Annotated in this window: 20 protein-coding genes and 1 pseudogene; 16 read left to right on the plus strand and 5 right to left on the minus strand. The window is 38.4% G+C overall.

What is annotated here, in order from left to right:
• The first annotated feature begins 315 nt into the window (after positions 1-315).
• The 3 genes and pseudogenes from HHL20_RS04790 to HHL20_RS04800 form a co-directional block, all read left to right on the plus strand.
• Complete coding sequence (locus tag HHL20_RS04790; protein WP_169230035.1) at positions 316-507, plus strand: DUF3606 domain-containing protein; 192 nt, start codon at positions 316-318, stop codon at positions 505-507.
• 235 nt (positions 508-742) lie between these two features.
• Positions 743-886 (plus strand): DNA polymerase ligase N-terminal domain-containing protein, encoded by a 144-nt coding sequence (locus HHL20_RS19500; RefSeq protein ID WP_262888410.1) that lies wholly within the window; start codon positions 743-745, stop codon positions 884-886.
• 14 nt (positions 887-900) lie between these two features.
• Positions 901-1278 (plus strand): annotated as a pseudogene (locus HHL20_RS04800) (site-specific integrase); the annotation flags it as partial.
• A gap of 655 nt (positions 1279-1933) precedes the next feature.
• Here HHL20_RS04800 and HHL20_RS04805 read toward each other — a convergent pair.
• Positions 1934-2170, minus strand: coding sequence for a helix-turn-helix domain-containing protein (locus tag HHL20_RS04805; RefSeq protein ID WP_169230036.1), 237 nt, complete (start codon positions 2168-2170; stop codon positions 1934-1936).
• A gap of 26 nt (positions 2171-2196) precedes the next feature.
• A complete protein-coding gene (locus HHL20_RS04810; RefSeq protein WP_169230037.1) occupies positions 2197-2538 on the minus strand; it encodes a Crp/Fnr family transcriptional regulator in 342 nt (113 codons plus the stop codon).
• A gap of 520 nt (positions 2539-3058) precedes the next feature.
• Between HHL20_RS04810 and HHL20_RS04815 the strand changes: the two genes are divergently transcribed.
• The 10 genes from HHL20_RS04815 (at position 3059) to HHL20_RS04860 (ending at position 11779) form a co-directional block, all read left to right on the plus strand.
• Positions 3059-3490: an RrF2 family transcriptional regulator gene (locus HHL20_RS04815; RefSeq protein ID WP_169230038.1), complete on the plus strand. Its 432-nt coding sequence runs from the start codon at positions 3059-3061 to the stop codon at positions 3488-3490.
• Positions 3491-3591: 101 nt separating this feature from the next.
• Positions 3592-4629, plus strand: coding sequence for a copper-containing nitrite reductase (gene nirK, locus HHL20_RS04820; RefSeq protein WP_169230039.1), 1038 nt, complete (start codon positions 3592-3594; stop codon positions 4627-4629).
• Between the two features lie 35 nt (positions 4630-4664).
• Positions 4665-5501, plus strand: a complete 837-nt coding sequence (locus tag HHL20_RS04825) for a formylglycine-generating enzyme family protein (RefSeq protein WP_169230040.1) — start codon at positions 4665-4667, stop codon at positions 5499-5501.
• Positions 5501-6064, plus strand: coding sequence for an SCO family protein (locus HHL20_RS04830; protein WP_169230041.1), 564 nt, complete (start codon positions 5501-5503; stop codon positions 6062-6064). The genes HHL20_RS04825 and HHL20_RS04830 overlap by 1 nt, the downstream gene beginning before the upstream one ends.
• Before the next feature lie 20 nt (positions 6065-6084).
• The gene (locus HHL20_RS04835) at positions 6085-6504 is read left to right on the plus strand and encodes a c-type cytochrome (RefSeq protein WP_169230042.1); all 420 of its coding nucleotides are present in this window, start codon (positions 6085-6087) and stop codon (positions 6502-6504) included.
• Between the two features lie 99 nt (positions 6505-6603).
• The gene (ric, locus tag HHL20_RS04840) at positions 6604-7329 is read left to right on the plus strand and encodes an iron-sulfur cluster repair di-iron protein (RefSeq protein WP_169230043.1); all 726 of its coding nucleotides are present in this window, start codon (positions 6604-6606) and stop codon (positions 7327-7329) included.
• A 109-nt stretch (positions 7330-7438) separates the two neighbouring features.
• Positions 7439-9688: a nitric-oxide reductase large subunit gene (locus HHL20_RS04845; protein WP_169230044.1), complete on the plus strand. Its 2250-nt coding sequence runs from the start codon at positions 7439-7441 to the stop codon at positions 9686-9688.
• A 102-nt stretch (positions 9689-9790) separates the two neighbouring features.
• A complete protein-coding gene (locus HHL20_RS04850; RefSeq protein WP_169230045.1) occupies positions 9791-10249 on the plus strand; it encodes a hemerythrin domain-containing protein in 459 nt (152 codons plus the stop codon).
• 97 nt (positions 10250-10346) lie between these two features.
• Positions 10347-10574, plus strand: coding sequence for a hypothetical protein (locus HHL20_RS04855; protein ID WP_169230046.1), 228 nt, complete (start codon positions 10347-10349; stop codon positions 10572-10574).
• Positions 10574-11779 (plus strand): hypothetical protein, encoded by a 1206-nt coding sequence (locus HHL20_RS04860; RefSeq protein WP_169230047.1) that lies wholly within the window; start codon positions 10574-10576, stop codon positions 11777-11779. Before HHL20_RS04855 ends, HHL20_RS04860 begins: the two co-directional genes overlap by 1 nt.
• Here HHL20_RS04860 and HHL20_RS04865 read toward each other — a convergent pair.
• The 3 genes from HHL20_RS04865 to HHL20_RS04875 all read right to left on the minus strand — a co-directional run bounded on the left by HHL20_RS04865 (position 11763) and on the right by HHL20_RS04875 (position 14010).
• Positions 11763-12182, minus strand: a complete 420-nt coding sequence (locus HHL20_RS04865; RefSeq protein ID WP_169230048.1) for an RrF2 family transcriptional regulator — start codon at positions 12180-12182, stop codon at positions 11763-11765. The genes HHL20_RS04860 and HHL20_RS04865 overlap by 17 nt on opposite strands.
• A gap of 70 nt (positions 12183-12252) precedes the next feature.
• On the minus strand, positions 12253-13536 hold the full coding sequence (locus HHL20_RS04870) for an alginate export family protein (protein ID WP_169230049.1): 1284 nt from the start codon (positions 13534-13536) through the stop codon (positions 12253-12255).
• Between the two features lie 9 nt (positions 13537-13545).
• Positions 13546-14010, minus strand: a complete 465-nt coding sequence (locus tag HHL20_RS04875; protein WP_169230050.1) for a hypothetical protein — start codon at positions 14008-14010, stop codon at positions 13546-13548.
• Between the two features lie 954 nt (positions 14011-14964).
• Between HHL20_RS04875 and HHL20_RS04880 the strand changes: the two genes are divergently transcribed.
• The 3 genes from HHL20_RS04880 (at position 14965) to HHL20_RS04890 (ending at position 18637) form a co-directional block, all read left to right on the plus strand.
• Positions 14965-16059, plus strand: coding sequence for an ATP-grasp domain-containing protein (locus HHL20_RS04880; RefSeq protein WP_169230051.1), 1095 nt, complete (start codon positions 14965-14967; stop codon positions 16057-16059).
• A gap of 786 nt (positions 16060-16845) precedes the next feature.
• Positions 16846-17127: a hypothetical protein gene (locus HHL20_RS04885; protein WP_169230052.1), complete on the plus strand. Its 282-nt coding sequence runs from the start codon at positions 16846-16848 to the stop codon at positions 17125-17127.
• A gap of 457 nt (positions 17128-17584) precedes the next feature.
• On the plus strand, positions 17585-18637 hold the full coding sequence (locus HHL20_RS04890) for an MFS transporter (RefSeq protein WP_228463084.1): 1053 nt from the start codon (positions 17585-17587) through the stop codon (positions 18635-18637).
• Positions 18638-18838 lie beyond the last annotated feature (201 nt).

Genomic DNA, 18838 nt, shown 5'->3' on the forward strand with positions numbered 1-18838 from the left:
AGTAGAAATCTTAAATCTCCACCAGGTCGGAAAAATAAAATTCGTTAAAACGCTGTAAAATTTATTTTACAGCGTTTTTGTTAGTGTTAGTGTCAAAAAATCAAGACGGCGTTATTCCGGTCCCTTAAGGTTATTTTATATGGGTTCTCAAGAAGATGGAAACAGCGGGGCTTCTAAAAATTGATCATTTAAAGATCTTTTATTGTATAAAATATATTTTGACGTACTACATTGGGCTCTTGATCCGCTATGCGATTGATAAAAAAGATCTTGCAGGTATCTTACTTGTTCATCTTATGACAAAATATAAAAATTATGGCAGACAACAAATCAAAGAAAGACCAGCGTGACCGCAACAAGTTAAGTGGTTCTGAAAATTATGAGATCCAGCATTTCAAAGAAAAGATGAATGTCAGTTCCCAGGCTGTAACAGGAGCAATCCGCGCTACAGGATCGAATGACTGTAAAGTACTTGAAAAGTATTTGAAAGAAAAGCAGAAAAAATAACTCAATCCAGAAGATTTATACAGAAAGCGCTTATCATAACTCATCTTTCTGGTTTCATCAGAAAGATTTTTTATTACCTAAAAGTCGATTTTATGAAATTATCGGATTACCATAAAAAATAATCGAAAGATAAAACTCCTGAACCATTAGGAGACGACCCTCAGGCACAGAACTTCGATTTGTCGTTAAGAAGCACAATGCCTCACATCTTCTTCATGACGATTTTCACATGGAGATGGACGGGGTTATGAAAAGCTGGGCAGTTCCAGAGGCGCTGTCACTTGATCCGGACATTAAACGTCTTGAAATGATGGTAGAAGACCATCCTTATGATTATAAAGATTTCGAAGGCATTTATCCCCAAGAAGTAATATGGTAGCGGAACCGTCATTTTTTACCTATCGTCAAAAGACCGATATCATAACCAGAGTTCCGTTATTGCCTGTGGCTCAGGAGCTGGTTTTAAAATATGAGAATCATCCGCAATGCGTCAATTCAGATGTCCTGTTTCCTGTTCTCAGCAATCAGAAAATGAATTCGTATCTGAAAGAAATTGCGAGTGTCTGCGGAATCAATAAAGATTTGACGTTTCATATTGCAAGGCATACGTTTGCGACTACTGTTACTTTGTCCAATGGCGTTCCTATTGAAAGTGTGAGTAAAATGCTGGGGCATAGGAATATTAAAACTACGCAACATTATGCGAAGATTCTGGATAAAAAGGTGAGTGATGATATGGCGGTTTTAAAAGATAGGCTTCAAACTAAATAATGGATAAGGAAGTTGGATTAGTCAATACTAATTGATCATAACTGTCAGATTAAGTATTGACTAATTTAAATTAATAATGTGTTTAAGAACTGCATCCAATTCACGTAACGCAAATACTACTCAAATGTAAGCCAGAAAAACTTACAATAAATTAGTTGGCATTGCATGGAAGCGTATTGTATGGTTAGTCATGATCATAGAGAATCATCTGCTATTGTTCTATAGTAGATTGAATATTTAAATTGTGTTTTGGGCTTATATAAAAATCAGTAAAGATTATATGTTGCATCATATAAAGCCTCCGTAAAGCCGGTTAGGTATGGTTTCGTTTGCTTAGGTAATTATGTAAAGTAGTATTCATTCTCGCCTTACAGGCTTTTGTTGATCATAGCAGTTATCTGCTGCATTACTAGGACATCGAATTGTCAATCAGTACCAATGTAAGTAAGAATGAATCTACGTATAGGCCAATGCTGGCCGCATCGGTGTTTGTTAGATAATATTCAAAGTATAATGCAGCAATTTCTAAAACTGGATCAGAACCGGATGGTACGTCCAGCAGAAATATATATGTATATATGCATAAATACATTTGTGGAACAGGAGCATTAAAAACAGTAAGAGTGTGAGTGGACAATGCTACCGACTGTAAACATTATTCTTTTGCGTAGTAGATCTTCCCTTGCTCAATTCTCAACATATTCTGCCTTTCCATTTTTTTGATGGTTCGGATAACCGTTTCGATTCGTAAACCGGTCAAGCCTGCCAATTGTTTTCTTGACAGGGGGATTGGAACAGAATTTCGGCTGTTTGATGAATTGTATTGCCTGAAATATTCCATGACGGTCTGCAGCTGGTGGGTTGGATCATGAGATGAAATAGTAAACAGCATGATTGATTTGTAATATAACCGCTCTGCTAAACATTGAATATATTTAACGAGATTTCAGGATGGCGGAATAATAATCCTAAAAAAGCAGTCTTTGACAATTTTAAGATATGGCAGTACGATTTGGCAACCGCCGACATAGGATAGGGCTGATCGATAAACAGCACCGTTTCACCGAAACATTGTCCTGCTGAAATGATATTCTGGGTAAATTCTTTACCGGAATCGTTATAATTGGTAAGCTCAACAGTTCCTTCAACAATCTGATAATAAAATCTGGCCCGCTGTCCTTCTTGAAATATTTCCTGATTAAGATCAAAAAATACATGTTGTGCGCCGTGCTCTAATAAAAGATTCTCCTTAATAATCATATATTGTATTTAATGGTTATAATAAAATCTAGTATCACTTGTCGTAAATTTTACAAATACTGCACCATTTATTATCTACAGTGGCATATGAGAATGTGGAAAATAACTATCGCAAAGATTAATTACTCACCGTCTGGCAGTGACAAAAAAAATGCTGTAGTATATTCAGACCGTAAAGACACGATACAGCAGTTTACATCGGCAGTATAATCACAATTTCTTATGCGTACCGATGGAGGATTTCAGGTGAAGGTTAAAAATGCTAATGCTATTCTGCAAGACGGAGGCAAAAAACATCAAAGCGAATGCGATTCCGACATATTGCTGTGGCATTTGCCAAAAAGATGTTATCTTCATTACATAAAATTCCAGCAATATCTGCTTACTGTTATAAGGTATTGGTTTAGTGAACAGAAGATTTGTGTGAAACAAAATTATGACGATAATCATTAAAATAAAATACCTTTTACTCTTTTATTTCAAAAACTTACATTACTTTTGTCATATAAAATAACAGATAATGTTTTCCAAAACCTGTGAATATGCCATCCGTGCACTTATATATGTCGCGCAGAAGTCCAAAGACGGAAGCAGGATAGGGATTAAAGATATTGCATCTGGAATTGATTCACCGGAATATTTCATTGCAAAGATTCTTCAGGATTTAAGCAGGAAAGGCTTCGTACAATCAGCCAAAGGACCAAACGGCGGTTTTTATATGGATGATAAAAATTTAGGATTATCCGTTGCCGATATTGTGAGAGAGATTGATGGTGACAAACTGTTCTCCGGCTGTGGTTTGGGATTAAAAGAATGCTCGGAAAATCATCCTTGTCCTATCCATAATGAATTTAAACACATCAGGCAGGCCATACAGATAATGTTGGAAGGATCTAAGATCCAGCTGTTTGTAGAAAATCTGGATCTAAAGCTAACATTCCTCAAGAAATAAAAAAAATTTAATTTAATAAAATACTAAAAGGTATTTTTATCTTATTAAAAAATTTATCTAATAAGATTCCATAAGTTAAAAATTACTATAAATAATCCATCATGAGAAAGACACTGTTCATCGCCGCTATTTTGTCATCATTCATCAGCCTTATTTCCTGCAGGCAAAATGCTTCCGGCAACTCCGAAAATAATACTGATACCGAAAAAATAAAAGCCGACGGAACGACAGAACTTCAGCAGCCTGTTGCACCGCCAAATGTTCCCGCACCGGTTGGCAGCCGTGCTGCGAAAAAAGTGATTGTAAAGCTGGAGACGATTGAAAAGACAGGAGATCTTGCAGACGGAACACAATATCACTTTTGGACCTTCAACGGAACGGTTCCGGGTAGCTTTATCCGAGCAAGAGTGGGAGATGAGATCGAGCTTCATCTAAAGAATAATGAAAACAATACCTTTCCGCATAATATCGATCTTCATGCGGTAAATGGTCCCGGCGGAGGGGCAGAAGCTACTTTTGTTGCTCCGGGAACAGAAAAAATATTCAATTTTAAAGCGTTGAATCCGGGGCTTTACGTGTATCATTGCGCAACCGCACCTGTAGGAATGCACATCGCCAACGGCATGTACGGCCTCATCCTGATTGAACCTGAAGGCGGACTCCCGAAAGTGGATCAAGAATTCTATATCATGCAGGGCGATTTCTATACTAAAGGAAAATTCGGAGACAAAGGTTTGCAGGAGTTTGATATGGATAAAGCAATTGCTGAACATGCTGAATACGTCGTTTTTAACGGAAAAACGGGCGCCTTGTTGGGAGATGGAGAGTTACAGGCTAAAGTAGGGGAAACCGTTCGTTTCTTCGTAGGTAATGGCGGACCCAATCTTACTTCATCTTTCCATGTCATCGGAGAAATTTTCGACCGAGTATATATGGAAGGAGGCAGCAAGATTAATGAAAATGTGCAGACAACGGTAATTCCTCCCGGCGGGGCTTCTATTGTAGAGTTCAAAGCAACGGTTCCGGGAGAATATGTAATTGTGGATCATGCGATCTTCAGGGCCTTCAATAAAGGCGCATTAGGAAAAATAAAAGTGACCGGGCCGGAAAATCCTGCTGTTTACAAAAAAAATCCATAGTTAATAGTGTGTACTGAGGTTTTAATTCCGGAGAGATGAAAGTTCTGATCAGCATATTAAGCGTGTTTACAGGTGCCGTATTAATTTCCTGTGGGCAAAACCAAATTACTCCTGATGCGAAACCTCAGATTTTTGTACTGAAACCTGTGGCAGATACTAAGAAAATGGTAAAGATTCAGGGCGGAACATATGAAGCTTTCATTGGTAAAGATACAGGGAGAATGATAAAAGTAGAATCTTTTTATATGGATGACAGTCCGGTAACCAATTCGGAGTATCTCAGATTCCTGAAAAAAAATCCGCAATGGGCAAGAAGCAAAGTGCTGCGTTTATATGCAGACAGTACCTATCTGAAGCATTGGAAAAATGATTATGAAATCCCTGAAAACCTTGATCCCGAAGCGCCGGTAACCAATGTGTCCTGGTTTGCAGCGGAAGCTTATGCCCAAAGTGTAGGAAAACGACTTCCCACCATTGATGAGTGGGAATACGTGGCACTGGCCGATCAAAATTCGCGCAATGCGTCAAAAAAAACGCAGTTTACCGACTATGTGCTGAGATCTTATCAGAAAAAAGACAAAACAAGACAACTGATAAAACAGGAAAAGCCCAACTACTACGGTGTTTACAATATGTACGGTATGGTTTGGGAATGGACCTACGACTTTAATTCGGTAATGATGAGCGGGGAATCGAGAAAAGATAACACTACCAATGAGAATCTTTTCTGTGCAGGAGCAGCTGTTACTTCATCGGACCTCAGAAATTATGCTGCATTCGTACGCTATGCATTAAGAGGAAGCCTAAAAGCAAATTACTGTCTCAACAATCTCGGTTTCAGATGTGCCAAAGATTATAAAAATTTTAAATAATGAAAAAGATACTATACATTCTGCTTGCGATGACAGTGTTATCCTGCAGTAAAAAAAATGAAGAAATAAGCTCGGATTCCATTTATAACATCAGTTCAAAATGGCAGAAACAGGACGGTAATGCCATTACATTTTCCGACTTCAAAGGAAAAGTGATTGTTACTGCAATGATTTTTACTTCCTGTAAAACGGCATGCCCGAGACTGACAGCTGAAATGAGAGCCATTTCAGAAAAAGTGGGAAAAACAAATCCGGAAGATATCAGTTTCGTGCTGATTTCCATTGACCCGGAAACCGATACGCCGGAAGTGATGAAAGCCTATCTCGCAGTCAACAGATTTGATGACAAAAAGTGGACCTTCATCCGCAGCAATGAAGCCGACACCCGTGAACTTGCCAATATAATGGCAGTGAAATACAAAGAAATTTCTCCCATAGAATTTTCGCACTCCAATATCATCACTGTTTATTCTAAAAAAGGAACACTTGCTTTTCAGCAGGCAGGGCTGGACACGGATGATAATGCCATCGTAAAAGAAATTAGAAAACAAATAGAATTGTAACCCGTTAAAATTTTTAAACAATGAAAAATGTATTTATGACAGCAATGCTGTTATCGCTCACGATCATCTCCTGCTCAGATAAAAAAGATACCGATCCCGTACCTGTTGCCGAATCCAATACCATGCTGGAAGAGCCCAAACCGGTAGACTCGGCCGCCGTTGCAGCAAAAGCAGCACCCGCATCTCCCGAAGCCGAAGGAAAAGTTCTTGTGGAAGGGGCAGACTGCCTGTCCTGTCATAAAGTAGATTCCAAATTAGTAGGTCCTGCTTACCAGGATGTTGCTGCAAAATATACGGATGCTGATATAGATCACCTTGCACAGAAAGTTATTGACGGAGGAAAAGGTGTTTGGGGAGAAATTCCGATGACACCGCATGCAGGACTCAGTAAAGAGAATGCAAAAAAAATGGTGAAATATATCCTTTCAATGAAAAAATAATGGTAAAAGAATTAGCCATAACCAATTAATACAGGGTAGTTTTTACAGGTGAAAAAATAAAAAAATTTATAATAATAAAAGATAAAAAAGTATTTAATTATGAATATAAAAACAGATTTTATAGGAGAGATCGTTGCTGAAGATTTCAGAACGGCAGCAATTTTCAAGAACCATGGTATCGACTTTTGCTGCAAAGGAGACAGAACAATTGAAAATGCCTGTGAAGCCAAAAAGCTGGATGCAAACAACATCTATAAAGAGATCGAAAATCTCCCGCAAAATGCTGCATCATCCATTGATTTTAAAAGCTGGCCGCTTGATTTGCTGGCAGACTATATAGAGAAAACACACCATCGCTATGTAGCGGAAAAGACGCCTGTCCTGCTACAGTTTTTAGATAAACTCTGCAAAGTACATGGAGAAAGTCACCCGGAACTGTTCCGGATCAGAGACCTTTTTTACGCCTCCGCTCAGGATCTGGGTGCCCATATGAAAAAAGAAGAGCTCATGCTTTTCCCTTTTATCAAAAATATGGTTAAAGCAAAGACCGACGGAAGCGCCATTCAGCAGCCTCATTTTGGTACCGTGGAAAATCCCGTCAATATGATGAAGCACGAGCACACGGCAGAAGGCGAGCGCCTGAGTGAAATTGCTGAACTCACCGATAACTATACACCGCCTTCTGATGCCTGCAATACCTACAGAGCAGCCTTTGCAATGCTTCAGGACTTTGAAAACGATCTTCACCGGCATATTCATCTTGAGAATAACATCCTCTTTCCGAAAGCCATCGAATTGGAGAAAGAATTTTCAGCAACATATTAACACGCGGTTTGTTTAACATTGGTCATTGAGGTGTAGTATGAGGAATTCTTAACACAGAATCAGCACTTTGATCATTTAAGCAATTCTAAGAATTAAAATAAAAAAATATATGACACCTAAAAAATTATGGACCTGGCTTGCCGCTGTAATCATAGGTTCCTTTATAGTCCTGATTTTCTACGGCGTGGAAATCTACCGGAAAATTCCGCCCATACCCGATAAGGTAATAACTACAGAAGGAAAAATAGTTACGACTGCGCAGGACATCAAAGACGGACAAAATGTATGGCAATCGATTGGAGGACAGACGGTCGGCAGCATTTGGGGCCACGGAGCCTACATTGCACCCGACTGGAGTGCCGATTACCTTCACATGGAATCTCTGCTTCTGTTGGACGAACTTGCTAAAAAAGACGGTAAAGTATATAAGGATTTACCGGACGATGAGCAGGCAAGATACAAAGTGCTTCTGAAAAAGGAACTCCGGAAAAATACACTGGATGCAAAGACAAATACAATTGTCATTTCCCCGGAACGGGCAAAAGTACAGGCAGCATTAGCCGAATATTATGCTAAAATTTTCATGAATGCTCCTGAAATGGCCAAGCTGCGCGATCAGTATGCTATTCCGAAAAATACCGTCAAAACAGCGGAGAGAATGGCTAAAATGAATGCGTTTTTCTTCTGGGCGGCGTGGGTCTGCATCACAGACCGTCCGGGTGATGATGTCAGCTATACCAACAACTGGCCGCACGATGAAACGATAGGAAATGTTCCGCCGCCGTCGCTGCACCTCTGGTCCGGATTCAGTGTACTGCTGCTTCTTGGCTGCGTCGGCCTGCTGGTATTATATCACGCCAGAAATAAAGAAGAAGAAATCAATGACAGGGAAATGCTGCCTCTGGAAGATCCGCTCAGGAATATGAAACCTACAGCATCGATGAGGGCAACATTAAAATATATCTGGGTTGTAGCACTGCTTATTCTGGTTCAGATGCTGGCCGGAGTAGTTACGGCTCATTATGGCGTGGAAGGAAATGCCTTTTACGGAATTCCGCTTGATGAAATTCTTCCTCAGTCCATTTCCAGAAGCTGGCACGTTCAGCTGGCTATTTTCTGGATTGCCACTTCCTGGCTCGCTACCGGATTGTATATTGCTCCCGCTGTTTCAGGATTCGAGCCCAAATATCAGGTATTAGGTGTCAATATATTGTTCGGGGCACTGCTGATTGTTGTTTTCGGATCTTTGGCAGGGCAATGGATGGGAGTAATGCAGAAACTGGGGTATGTTGATAATTTCCTTTGGGGCCACTCCGGTTATGAATACGTGGAATTAGGCAGAATCTGGCAGATTTTATTATTGGTTGGCCTTATTCTATGGCTGATTTTAATGATCCGTGCATTGCTTCCGGCACTTAAAAAGAGGGACGGAGACAGGCATTTATTATTGCTGTTCACCCTTTCATCGGTAGCCATTGCGATGTTTTACGGAGCAGGGCTGATGTACGGAAGACAGACCCATATGGCCATCGCAGAATACTGGAGATGGTGGGTGGTTCACCTTTGGGTGGAGGGCTTTTTTGAAGTGTTCGCCACTGTAGTAGCCGCTTTCCTTTTTACAAGGCTGGGATTATTAAGGCTGAAATCAGCAACTCACGCTGTATTATTTTCTACGATTATTTTTCTTGCCGGTGGTATTCTGGGAACATTTCACCATCTGTATTTCAGTGCAACCCCAACAGCTGTTTTAGCATTGGGAGCAACATTCAGTGCATTGGAGATTGTTCCGCTGGTACTGATTGGCTTTGAAGCCTGGCAAAATTATCAGCTCAGCAAATCTACCAAATGGATTAAAGCATACAAATGGCCGATCTACTGCTTTATCGCAATGTGTTTTTGGAACTTTCTGGGTGCCGGAATCTTCGGATTTGCCATTAATCCTCCGATTGCACTTTACTACATTCAGGGGCTGAATACCACGGCAGTTCACGGCTACGCCGCCCTATTCGGGGTATACGGAATTTTGGGAATCGGCCTGATGATGTTTATGCTGAGAGGCCTATATCCGGACAGGGAATGGAACGATAAGCTAATTGGCTGGGCATTTTGGCTTACCAATATCGGGCTCCTGGTAATGGTGACCATCAGCCTGCTGCCGATAGGCATTATGCAATCTGTGGCTTCCATTAAAGAAGGATACTGGTATGCACGTTCTGCAGAATTTATGCAGACTGATCTTATGAAAACCTTACGCTGGTTACGCGTACCCGGTGATATTCTGCTTGCAGTGGGTGAATTACTGCTGGTGATTTTCATCATAGGGCTAAAAGCAGGCTGGTCTTTAAAAGAAAAACGATAATCAGTTATCATCTGATATAGAACCGCCGCTACAAAGCAGCGGCGGTTCTTTTCCTGCTTTTAACAATAGAGCAGGTAAGGAGTTAACTTAAAAAATATCTTTATGAAACGAAATGAAAATTTAGTGCCTCTATCCCGGGACCATCACTTTGGATTGCAGTGCTGCTGGAAAATCAGACAAGGAATTAAAAAAGATATTCCTTATGAAAGAATTAAAAATTATGTCGCTGATTATTGGGAAAAAAATCTCAGCCGGCATTTTGACATCGAAGACATTGTACTTCCTGAAGTTAATAATGGGTCTTTGCAGATCCAGATGGAAGATGAACACAGGCAGATCAGGAAGCTGATTAAAAGTATCACTCAATCGGGCAGCAGGGAATTACTGTCTGATTTTGCCGATACTTTGTATAAACACATCCGTTTTGAAGAACGAATGATTTTCCCTTTTCTGGAAGCGCATCTTTCCGGAGAGGAGCTGGATACCATTGGAGAACATCTGCTGCAGTTTCATCGAAAAGAGGAAGATAGCTATAGCTATCAGGACGAATTTTGGAAGTAAATTAAATCATACGATGAAGCTCTACTGATATAAGTGAGTAAATCAGCTGCCGAAGATCTGAAAATTAAATATATGTAAACTTAAATATTGAATAAAAATGAATACGATAATTAAGCCCGAACTGGGAGAATATCTTTATCTGGCTATGGGACAATGCAATGGTCATAAGGTTGTAATGGCAATAGGATATACCTACGAATACGCAGACAAAAAAGCAAAACAGTTTGAAGCTGCCAGCTGCGGAGCTGTACAATATCTCGATGTTTCGGTTGTAAAAACAGGTGACAAAATGAAATGCAGAACAATAAGCAAAAGCCCGGAATAATGAAAAATTCCGGATTTTGGATAAAGCTATGCGTGTTTAATTTCTTTATTGTATCGGTTATCGGTGTGATGATGAGGTACGGAATGGCATTTTCTCTTCCGGGAATTTCCCATACATTTATGCAGGAGTCGCATTCCCATTTTGCCTTTTACGGATGGGTGAGTGCGGCCATTTATATTTTTGTAGCCCGATACCTCAGCGAGCATATCAATAAAGTTAAAATCATAAAATATGAAATTCTGATGACACTCAACCAGCTGGGATCTTACGGAATGCTGTTTTCTTTTCTCTACGGAGGCTATTTCTGGCTTTCCATTATTTTCTCTTCGGTGGTCTTGTTTGCCGGTTTTACCTATTTCATATTTCTGATGATGGATACCAAAAAAAACAGGAACCCTGAAGTCATCTGGCTGAAAGCAGGTGCTTTTTTCGCAGTCTTTTCTTCAATAGGAATTTTTGGACTGGCGTATTTTTCAGGAAAAAAAGATGAATATGATGTCTTGTTTAGGGCATCAACCTATTTTTATCTGCATTATCAGTACAATGGCTTCTTTATGTTTTCGTGTATCGGACTGTTTCTGACCGTACTAAAGAAGTATAAAATCTGCATCCCGGGAAAACTCAACAGGAACATCTTTTACCTTATGTTCACCAGTTGTTTATTCGGCTATGGTCTTTCCTTACTGTGGATCGAAATGGAAGACATCTGGCGGATATTCTTCAGCTTTATCTCTATTCTTCAGGTATTGGGAATCATGAAGTTGCTGGTGTGGAGTAAAAAAACAGATGTATTTAAGAGTCAGGATTTTATAAAAAAAATTCTTTTGTCTGTTTCCGGACTCGCATTTTTTTTGAAATGTATCCTTCAGACTTTGTCGACAGTTCCCGCATTAGGTACTATAGTATTCGGCAATATTCATATCGTTATTGCCTATCTTCACCTGGTGCTGTTGATGGGAGTAAGTCTCTTTTTGATTTGGATCATTGTAGAGCTGTACACTGTAAAAATCAGCAAAATGCTTCAAAAAAGTATTATGCTGATGATTTCCGGTATTGTTTTTAACGAAATCATTTTAGTATCGGTGGGCACACTTTCCGCATTTTATATCCCTTTTCCGTACGCAACCGCTACACTTGTTTTTGTTTCTGTGCTGATTATGCTTTCTATTGCTACGTTCCTGAAAGAAATCATTCCTGCATCATAACGCTGCCGAAATCTTTCAGATCCTTTATTTTATATTGAAACATAATGACGACTTTCTGCTTTATTTCAGCGGCCTGATGATGAATAGGGCAGGGATTGTTGCCATCACATTTTTTCAACCCCAGCAGACATGAATCGAGGACTTCTCTGCCTTCGAAATGCTCATAAATATCCCTGATGTTGAGCTTTTCATACTGTTCTTCGGTCATATAGAAACCTCCGCCTTTTCCTTTTCCGGAAGAGATGAGGCCTTTTTTTACCAGATGCTGTAGAATTTTAGATGTAAAAGCAGCAGGTGTTCCGATTTTCTCAGAAACATCACGAATCCCTATTTTTCCTCTTTCTTCCGCGAGGACGATACAGGCTTTAATAGCATATTGGCAGGTGTTTGAAAATATCAGCATTCATATAGTTTGTGAATGTAAAGATAAAGAATTTAAGAATGTGTATGGATGACTCAAAGGTCACGAGTCATTATTTTAACCTGAAATTGGGGTTGATTTTAAATGCAAGCCAGGTCCAGGTCTGCAGTTTTTTAGGATCAGGATTGTTTTTCAGTACTTCCATCGTACTTCCTGCGAGCATAAAGGAGTGGCCAAGATTAGCGGTAATGATTTTTCCTATTTTTTTAGTGAAAATCAAATCCAGCTCAGTTCCCAGGTAGGATGATAAATTGTTTCCGGACTTATCATATCCTACTTTTCCGTTTGTTGTAAATGAGTGAAGCGCTGCTTTTAAATCTGTATCTGAATTCAGGGTCAGAGCAGAAGTGAGATAATAATCATTCAGACCATACGTGTTGAAATGACTGGTACCGGAGTAAAAATAGTCCATAAGACCATTGTACAGGTGATTGGTCCCATATAAAGGACTGAAAGACTGATTCTCTCCTGGCTCCGTATTATAATTATTCCCTGACAGCCATTCGGCGCCTGCTGTCAGATGAAGTGCCGGTAAAACAGAACAATCGGCATTGAAAGAAAGCTCATAGGCATTCTTGGTCTGCCCGCCTGTATTTTTGCCGGTCTGGTAATATGCAGATCCGAAAAATCCTATACCGTCAACATATTTTTTAGAATTAACGCCAACCGTTATCATATCGTAATGCGTTCCGGAAGGATTCTGTAAAACAGTATTCATGGCAATAGCAGAAAACAGGAATTTATGGTCTCCGGAAAACTGGTAGTGGATCACCTGTAGTGATTTTGTTATTTCTCCGCCATCTGCAATGCTGTAAATTTCCTTATCAGGAAGATCATTTGTGTCGCTGTCATCGTTATTATACGTTAATACAGCCTCCATCTTTGAGTTCTGATTAATGGTATATATTCCTTTTAAGGCATCAAAGCTTCTTCCCTGCATGGCCCAATCCAAGGCACCCATCAGTCTCTCATTATCATAAGCCAAGGTTTGTCTTCCAAGCTTGACCGCAAATTTTTCAGAAAACGGATATTTTGCCCAGGCTTCATGTAAAGTGAGATTCTGATTTTTTGCAGCAACCGAGTTGGTTTCACCCCATGTTCTGACGTCCTGTACGGAGACATACACTTCCAGCTTTTGATAATAGTAATCAATTCCGAAACGGGCCCGTGAAGCAACCGTTGTTTCAGGAGATTTTCTTTTTGCAATAAGAGTTTTGACACCGTTGTCAAGCTCTCCTCTGGTTCTCAGGTCCATATTCATTTTCAGACTGTCGATTTGCGCGTGAGCTATTCCTGACGTAAATAAAAGACCTGCAATAATGGTATGACTATACATTGTAAAAGATTATTCAGCAGTTATTTTAAATGTTTTATGACATGCCACACAGTTGTTAAGAAGTTGATTGAGTTTTTCCTGTGTCTGCTGGCGGTTGTAGTTTTCTTTTGCCATTTTTGCCATTTCATCGAAGAGCTCGTGGGTTTGGAATCCCATTTGTTTGAATTCAAACGGTAAAGATCTTATCATTCCCTGAGGTACCTGATTCACTTTACACGTTCCGGATTGATTACCGACTTTGGCAATAATCTTGGGATCGTTTTTAGCAATTCCTTCATTTATTTGCTGGACACTTTCCAGGAAACCGCGCATTTCTTTCATGACAAAAGCCCGGTTTTCTTCCGGCATTTTTATTTCCGTTCTTCCGTCCGGACTTACAACGGCTTTATCTCCCCTGTAAAAGAACACATACAGGAGCCCCGCATTAAGAAGCAGCGATAATAGGGATAGGATAAGTAAGTATTTTCTCTGCATTGTTAGCATATTAATGTTCTTTTGCAAAGGTATTATTAAATCGGATAAAAATATCTTATTTAATTTTTTTTTTATTTTTTTGTGTTAAAAATCATATAGAATGAAAGTAGGATAGTACTTATAATCAGTAAAAGAAATGCATCAATAATAAAACAATGCAGTAACGTCATCTGCAACGAAAAACCTTGCCGTTGCAGAACTGTACGTTCCGGTATATCTCTGTATAAAAAACATCCTTTTGTCAGATTTTTCGGAACAATTTGCGTTGCTATATATCGTACTTTTATACAAAGCATTCAGCTTTTGGAATGGGTGCAGCCGTGAATTCTTAGTATATTTGTAAAGCAGATTGTACCTTATAACTGCATTTCGATACTGCTGCTGTTCCCTGGGGATTTATGAGCGCTGAGAATAGAATCTTGTTTTCAATAAAAATACACATGTTCTCATCGTATTGATGATGTACTCTAATTCTTTATAGATAATATCGGTGCTGTCCCTATCGTTTTTTGCGAAATATTCTTTTTTCCAGTTCTTAAATATTAAGTCCAATAATGTCAAGTACTGGTTTAGTTTTCTTGCTAACTTCTGATGATCGACTGTTTGTTCTTATGTGTGCTCTAAGTAATTATACAATTGTAAAATTTACGATATTTGTATTGGTGCTGTTTTTATTGGTAATTATAATGATAATGAAGGGTTTGTGGAATACTATTCGTTCAAGCCAAACCTTCGCAATAAATTTCAAAAATGGCAATCATTTTAAGCGAGTATCCTGCAAGTAGAATTAAAAGAATATTATTTGTAAATTTAAGGTCGACAGCGTAGACCTTCAGAAGTCTTAAATACTTATATAGTACAGTTTATAGATACCTCGGCGAAGCTACCAATTTTGGTATTGTTAAGATCATCTATATTTTAAGTTTGTTGAAATACCAGATCATAAAAAGTGACATGAATCGCAAAGTAGCACTATTACATCAAGCCAAACAACCACCGTTAAAAAGTGGAATCATTAAACCAATGAAAATAGGAGGTTACGCTGATAGCTCAGCGGACATCGCATTCTCTTTAGGTAAAAGTGGTGTTAATATCATCACACCTATGGATATTCCCAGAACAACGGAAGATTTAGAATGGTCTTTTCCAGATACGGTTGACGGAATTAAGGATGCTATAAGCCGAGGAGCAGATACCATTTGGTTAAATACGGTTTTATACAGTGGCCACCCAATTGAAAGCTTTAAGAAAAGTAACGTAAGCATCATTGGGCAGTTACCGTTAGCTGTTGATATTTTTGATGACAAGATAACCACCAATAAACTTTTACAAAGTTTCAATCTTCCTGTTCCCGACAATACTGTTATTCACCAAGGTCGTTTTACAATCACTCAAGAATTCGACTTTCCTGTTGTAATAAAGCCAATCCGCGGAAGAGGAAGTCAGGGAGTTACTGTCGTACATAATGATGCAGAGCTGCAAAAAAATATTAAAACTTTCTTTAATTCTAACCAATATGGCAGTTCATTATATATTGAAAGCTTCCTTCCAGGAGAAGAATTAACGATTACGGTGATGCCTCCTGGCGATTATCAGGTTGTCGGAAAAAATATTCGTAAAGATTACTATTGGAGTTTGCCGCCTGTCAGACGATTCAATCACAAAGACGGTATCGCGCCATATAATGGTGCCGTAGCCGTTATTAACAACAGTAAAGTTTTGAACGATTCAGAATCAGCAGAGCAACCTGTCATTGATCTGATGAAGTCTTGTGAAAAAGCTGCTGAAATTGTTAAGGCAAAAGCACCAATAAGAATTGATTGCCGCGGAGATTCTATAGGAAGATATCTTTTATTTGACTTGAATATGAAGCCAAATATGACAGGCTCATCGAGACCGGGCAGAGAAGATCAGGATAGCCTTTCAGCTTTAGCCGCCAGAAAGATTGGGTGGTCTTATGATGAATTACTGCTCAATATTTTACATCAACGCTGGAATATTTCTGACATCGAAAAATTTAGAAATTTGAAAAATTATTTACTATTTTAATCAGAATTTTAAAAGGTAAGCTATACTTGAAGTTTAGGACTGTTCATGAAGCTAGAATATTGTGATATCCAATATCGAAAGGAACATTACGTTTATATAACTTCAGGGTTGAGATGTTATACTTATACTATAGGTCTGTTGAATGATTTAAAACCTTTTCCAATCCATTGTACTTTTCTCAGTGTATTAAGCTTGCAAGCAATACCATCTGACCTTGACTTCGCGCCGGTTACTTCTGAGGCCGCCATCATCATTATCTAACGGAATCGGTCGCCGCTTAATACGCACGAATAGTTAGGATAATTCTAAAATGGCAACGATCCGGTTACCAGCTGATTTTCCCTAAACAATGGTAAATCAAATTATGCTTTAAGCATCAAAATGGTTTCAATTATCTTATCAGTTTTCAAAATGCATGGTTTGCTGAAGACGTTATAAACCCCTAAAATGATGCTTCACCAGCATATTTCTACGCTTTACTAGATTTCTTTGAAAGATAGGATGCTACAAATATTATCTTCGTTAACGAATTATCATTTCTATATAGCTTAGATCCATGCAACGATTTACAATATAACCTAACATTAACTTCTTTCAACATCAGGCATGGATCATATATAAGCTGTCAAAGGATGTCCCAAAAGAAGGCTGCTTCTGGAATCTGCTGTGAAGAGTATTTAAGAAGACGAAACGTTTGGGACATCTCTTTAAGCTTAAGAAATATTTTTACAGTTGAAAAGATGCCACCTTTTAAAACCCGTTTATAATAATATATAATAAGTGAATATGAAAATTTATAAAAGAAAAGCAATTTCCGAAAATAACATATCTTCACGTATAGAGAAAATAAACAATGAAACAGAACAACAAGACAATATTCCTAAAATAATAAGTAATTATAAACTATTTATTAAATTAGTATTTATTCCTCCCATGGTCTTTATCAACGATTATATATTTCATTTAAATATAATAAATGGTTGGTCAGGATATTATGATTCAAAAAGTAAGTCATTTAGAAAATTTTTATCCTACTGTAAAATTATTGAGAAAAGCAAAATGAAATAACTATCAAATATAGTTATGATTGTTTAAGATTTATTTATCAATCTTTCTAAATTTAAAGGGCTAATTTATCTTGTGTAGACTGCTTTTCAATACCAAATCAGTATGGTAAAACTGAAGCATTTAAGAGCATTTAATCCTGCACCTCTACCAAACAAAAATGCTGTGAAAGGCTGTCGTATTTTTTTACTCTGTCATTTAAAATAAAATAGAATCCCATTTTTTCAACTATCTCATAGGTAATATTAAACAACGAAGTAGGCATTATTCTCCAAGCATATGAAATTGCCAATGACCTGAAATATGTTTGGATATAATATTAATTCACTTCAATTAAATGTATAGACATTTCATCGTGCATTTCTGCTGCTTCACCTGAGATTTTGCACCTTACGTTCGGAATATTGCTAATTTTAAATAAAACAGTCATTATCAATTAATGATTGATTAAGCGATTCATATGAAAGAAATTAATTCTTTAGTAAATAAAGACTGGAAAATCAGGTATGTCTCCATTTTTATTGGTCAGACTTTTTCCCAAGTAGGATCAGCAGTAACACAATTTATTTTATTATGGTGGATTACCGATACAACGGGCGAGGTTTCATCTTTAGCCATAGCAGGTGTATTGGCTTTTTTGCCACAGGCATTACTAGGCCCTATTGCAGGAGCTATTGCAGACAGATACAACCGGCGAATGCTGATGATTTTTTCTGATCTCTTGAGTATGTTCTGCATCATTATATTAATCTACCTTTTTTATACTCAGCTCATCAGTATTTGGCATATCTATGTTCTTGTCGGTGTGAGGGGGATTTTAGCTACGATCCAGGATCCTGCTTCTGATGCAAGTATTCCGATGCTGGTTCCGGCATCTTTCCTCAGCAATGCAGTTGGTCTCAACCAGACTTTAGGAGGAGTTATTACGATAATTAGTGCACCTTTGGGAGCGTTAGCTATTAGTCTAATGCCCATCGAATGGGCGCTTAGTATTGATGTGTTTACTGCTTTGTTCGGTATTCTGCCACTTCTTATATTCAAAATACCCCAGCATATCAGTGAAAACAAAAGCATTAAAAATATTGGACGGGAAATTAAAGAAGGCATAGAGTTGGTCTGGAACAACAAGGGACTTCGAAACCTTTACGTTATGTTAGGTGCAATGATTTTGGTGATTATGCCATGCTTCACGTTCGTTCCATTGCTTGTAAAAAATTACTTCAATGGCAATGCACCGGAGGTCGCCCTGATTGAAGGTTGTTCAGGCGCAGCAATGGTTCTAGGAGGACTTATTGTAACATTTTTCACTCCGAAGCGCAAGATTTTATGGATTATATTTGGCTTTGCTCTGTCTTGTTTTTCGATGGCCGCAACAGCGATAGCCAGTCCCAATCTATTTTGGCTTGCTGTAACCTTTTGGGCAATCAGCGGCTTGTCATTTATCTTAGGTAATGCACCTCTTACCGCGTTGCTACAGCGTATTATCCCGAATCATATGCGTTGTCTCTTTTAACTGCAATCCAAGGATTTGCAACTCCAGTGGGATTAGGTATTGCTTTTTTAATCGGTGAATTAATGAGCGTAACCACCATATTTATTGTTATGGGAATTGTGGGAGGTGTCATTTGCTTAATAGCTTTAACTTCTCAACAGATAAGAAAATTGGAATAAGAGAAAACTTTAAATCAATATTTACAAAGTCTTTGAATTTATT

The sequence above is a fragment of the Chryseobacterium cheonjiense genome (assembly GCF_012927265.1).
In the GTDB taxonomy this organism is placed as follows: domain Bacteria; phylum Bacteroidota; class Bacteroidia; order Flavobacteriales; family Weeksellaceae; genus Chryseobacterium; species Chryseobacterium cheonjiense.

Coding starts and splice junctions, on each gene's coding strand:
- HHL20_RS04790 (WP_169230035.1), top strand. CDS start 316: ATGGCAGACAACAAATCAAAGAAAGACCAGCGTGACCGCAACAAGTTA.
- HHL20_RS19500 (WP_262888410.1), top strand. CDS start 743: ATGGACGGGGTTATGAAAAGCTGGGCAGTTCCAGAGGCGCTGTCACTT.
- HHL20_RS04805 (WP_169230036.1), bottom strand. CDS start 2,170: ATGCTGTTTACTATTTCATCTCATGATCCAACCCACCAGCTGCAGACC.
- HHL20_RS04810 (WP_169230037.1), bottom strand. CDS start 2,538: ATGATTATTAAGGAGAATCTTTTATTAGAGCACGGCGCACAACATGTA.
- HHL20_RS04815 (WP_169230038.1), top strand. CDS start 3,059: ATGTTTTCCAAAACCTGTGAATATGCCATCCGTGCACTTATATATGTC.
- nirK (WP_169230039.1), top strand. CDS start 3,592: ATGAGAAAGACACTGTTCATCGCCGCTATTTTGTCATCATTCATCAGC.
- HHL20_RS04825 (WP_169230040.1), top strand. CDS start 4,665: ATGAAAGTTCTGATCAGCATATTAAGCGTGTTTACAGGTGCCGTATTA.
- HHL20_RS04830 (WP_169230041.1), top strand. CDS start 5,501: ATGAAAAAGATACTATACATTCTGCTTGCGATGACAGTGTTATCCTGC.
- HHL20_RS04835 (WP_169230042.1), top strand. CDS start 6,085: ATGAAAAATGTATTTATGACAGCAATGCTGTTATCGCTCACGATCATC.
- ric (WP_169230043.1), top strand. CDS start 6,604: ATGAATATAAAAACAGATTTTATAGGAGAGATCGTTGCTGAAGATTTC.
- HHL20_RS04845 (WP_169230044.1), top strand. CDS start 7,439: ATGACACCTAAAAAATTATGGACCTGGCTTGCCGCTGTAATCATAGGT.
- HHL20_RS04850 (WP_169230045.1), top strand. CDS start 9,791: ATGAAACGAAATGAAAATTTAGTGCCTCTATCCCGGGACCATCACTTT.
- HHL20_RS04855 (WP_169230046.1), top strand. CDS start 10,347: ATGAATACGATAATTAAGCCCGAACTGGGAGAATATCTTTATCTGGCT.
- HHL20_RS04860 (WP_169230047.1), top strand. CDS start 10,574: ATGAAAAATTCCGGATTTTGGATAAAGCTATGCGTGTTTAATTTCTTT.
- HHL20_RS04865 (WP_169230048.1), bottom strand. CDS start 12,182: ATGCTGATATTTTCAAACACCTGCCAATATGCTATTAAAGCCTGTATC.
- HHL20_RS04870 (WP_169230049.1), bottom strand. CDS start 13,536: ATGTATAGTCATACCATTATTGCAGGTCTTTTATTTACGTCAGGAATA.
- HHL20_RS04875 (WP_169230050.1), bottom strand. CDS start 14,010: ATGCAGAGAAAATACTTACTTATCCTATCCCTATTATCGCTGCTTCTT.
- HHL20_RS04880 (WP_169230051.1), top strand. CDS start 14,965: ATGAATCGCAAAGTAGCACTATTACATCAAGCCAAACAACCACCGTTA.
- HHL20_RS04885 (WP_169230052.1), top strand. CDS start 16,846: ATGAAAATTTATAAAAGAAAAGCAATTTCCGAAAATAACATATCTTCA.
- HHL20_RS04890 (WP_228463084.1), top strand. CDS start 17,585: ATGAAAGAAATTAATTCTTTAGTAAATAAAGACTGGAAAATCAGGTAT.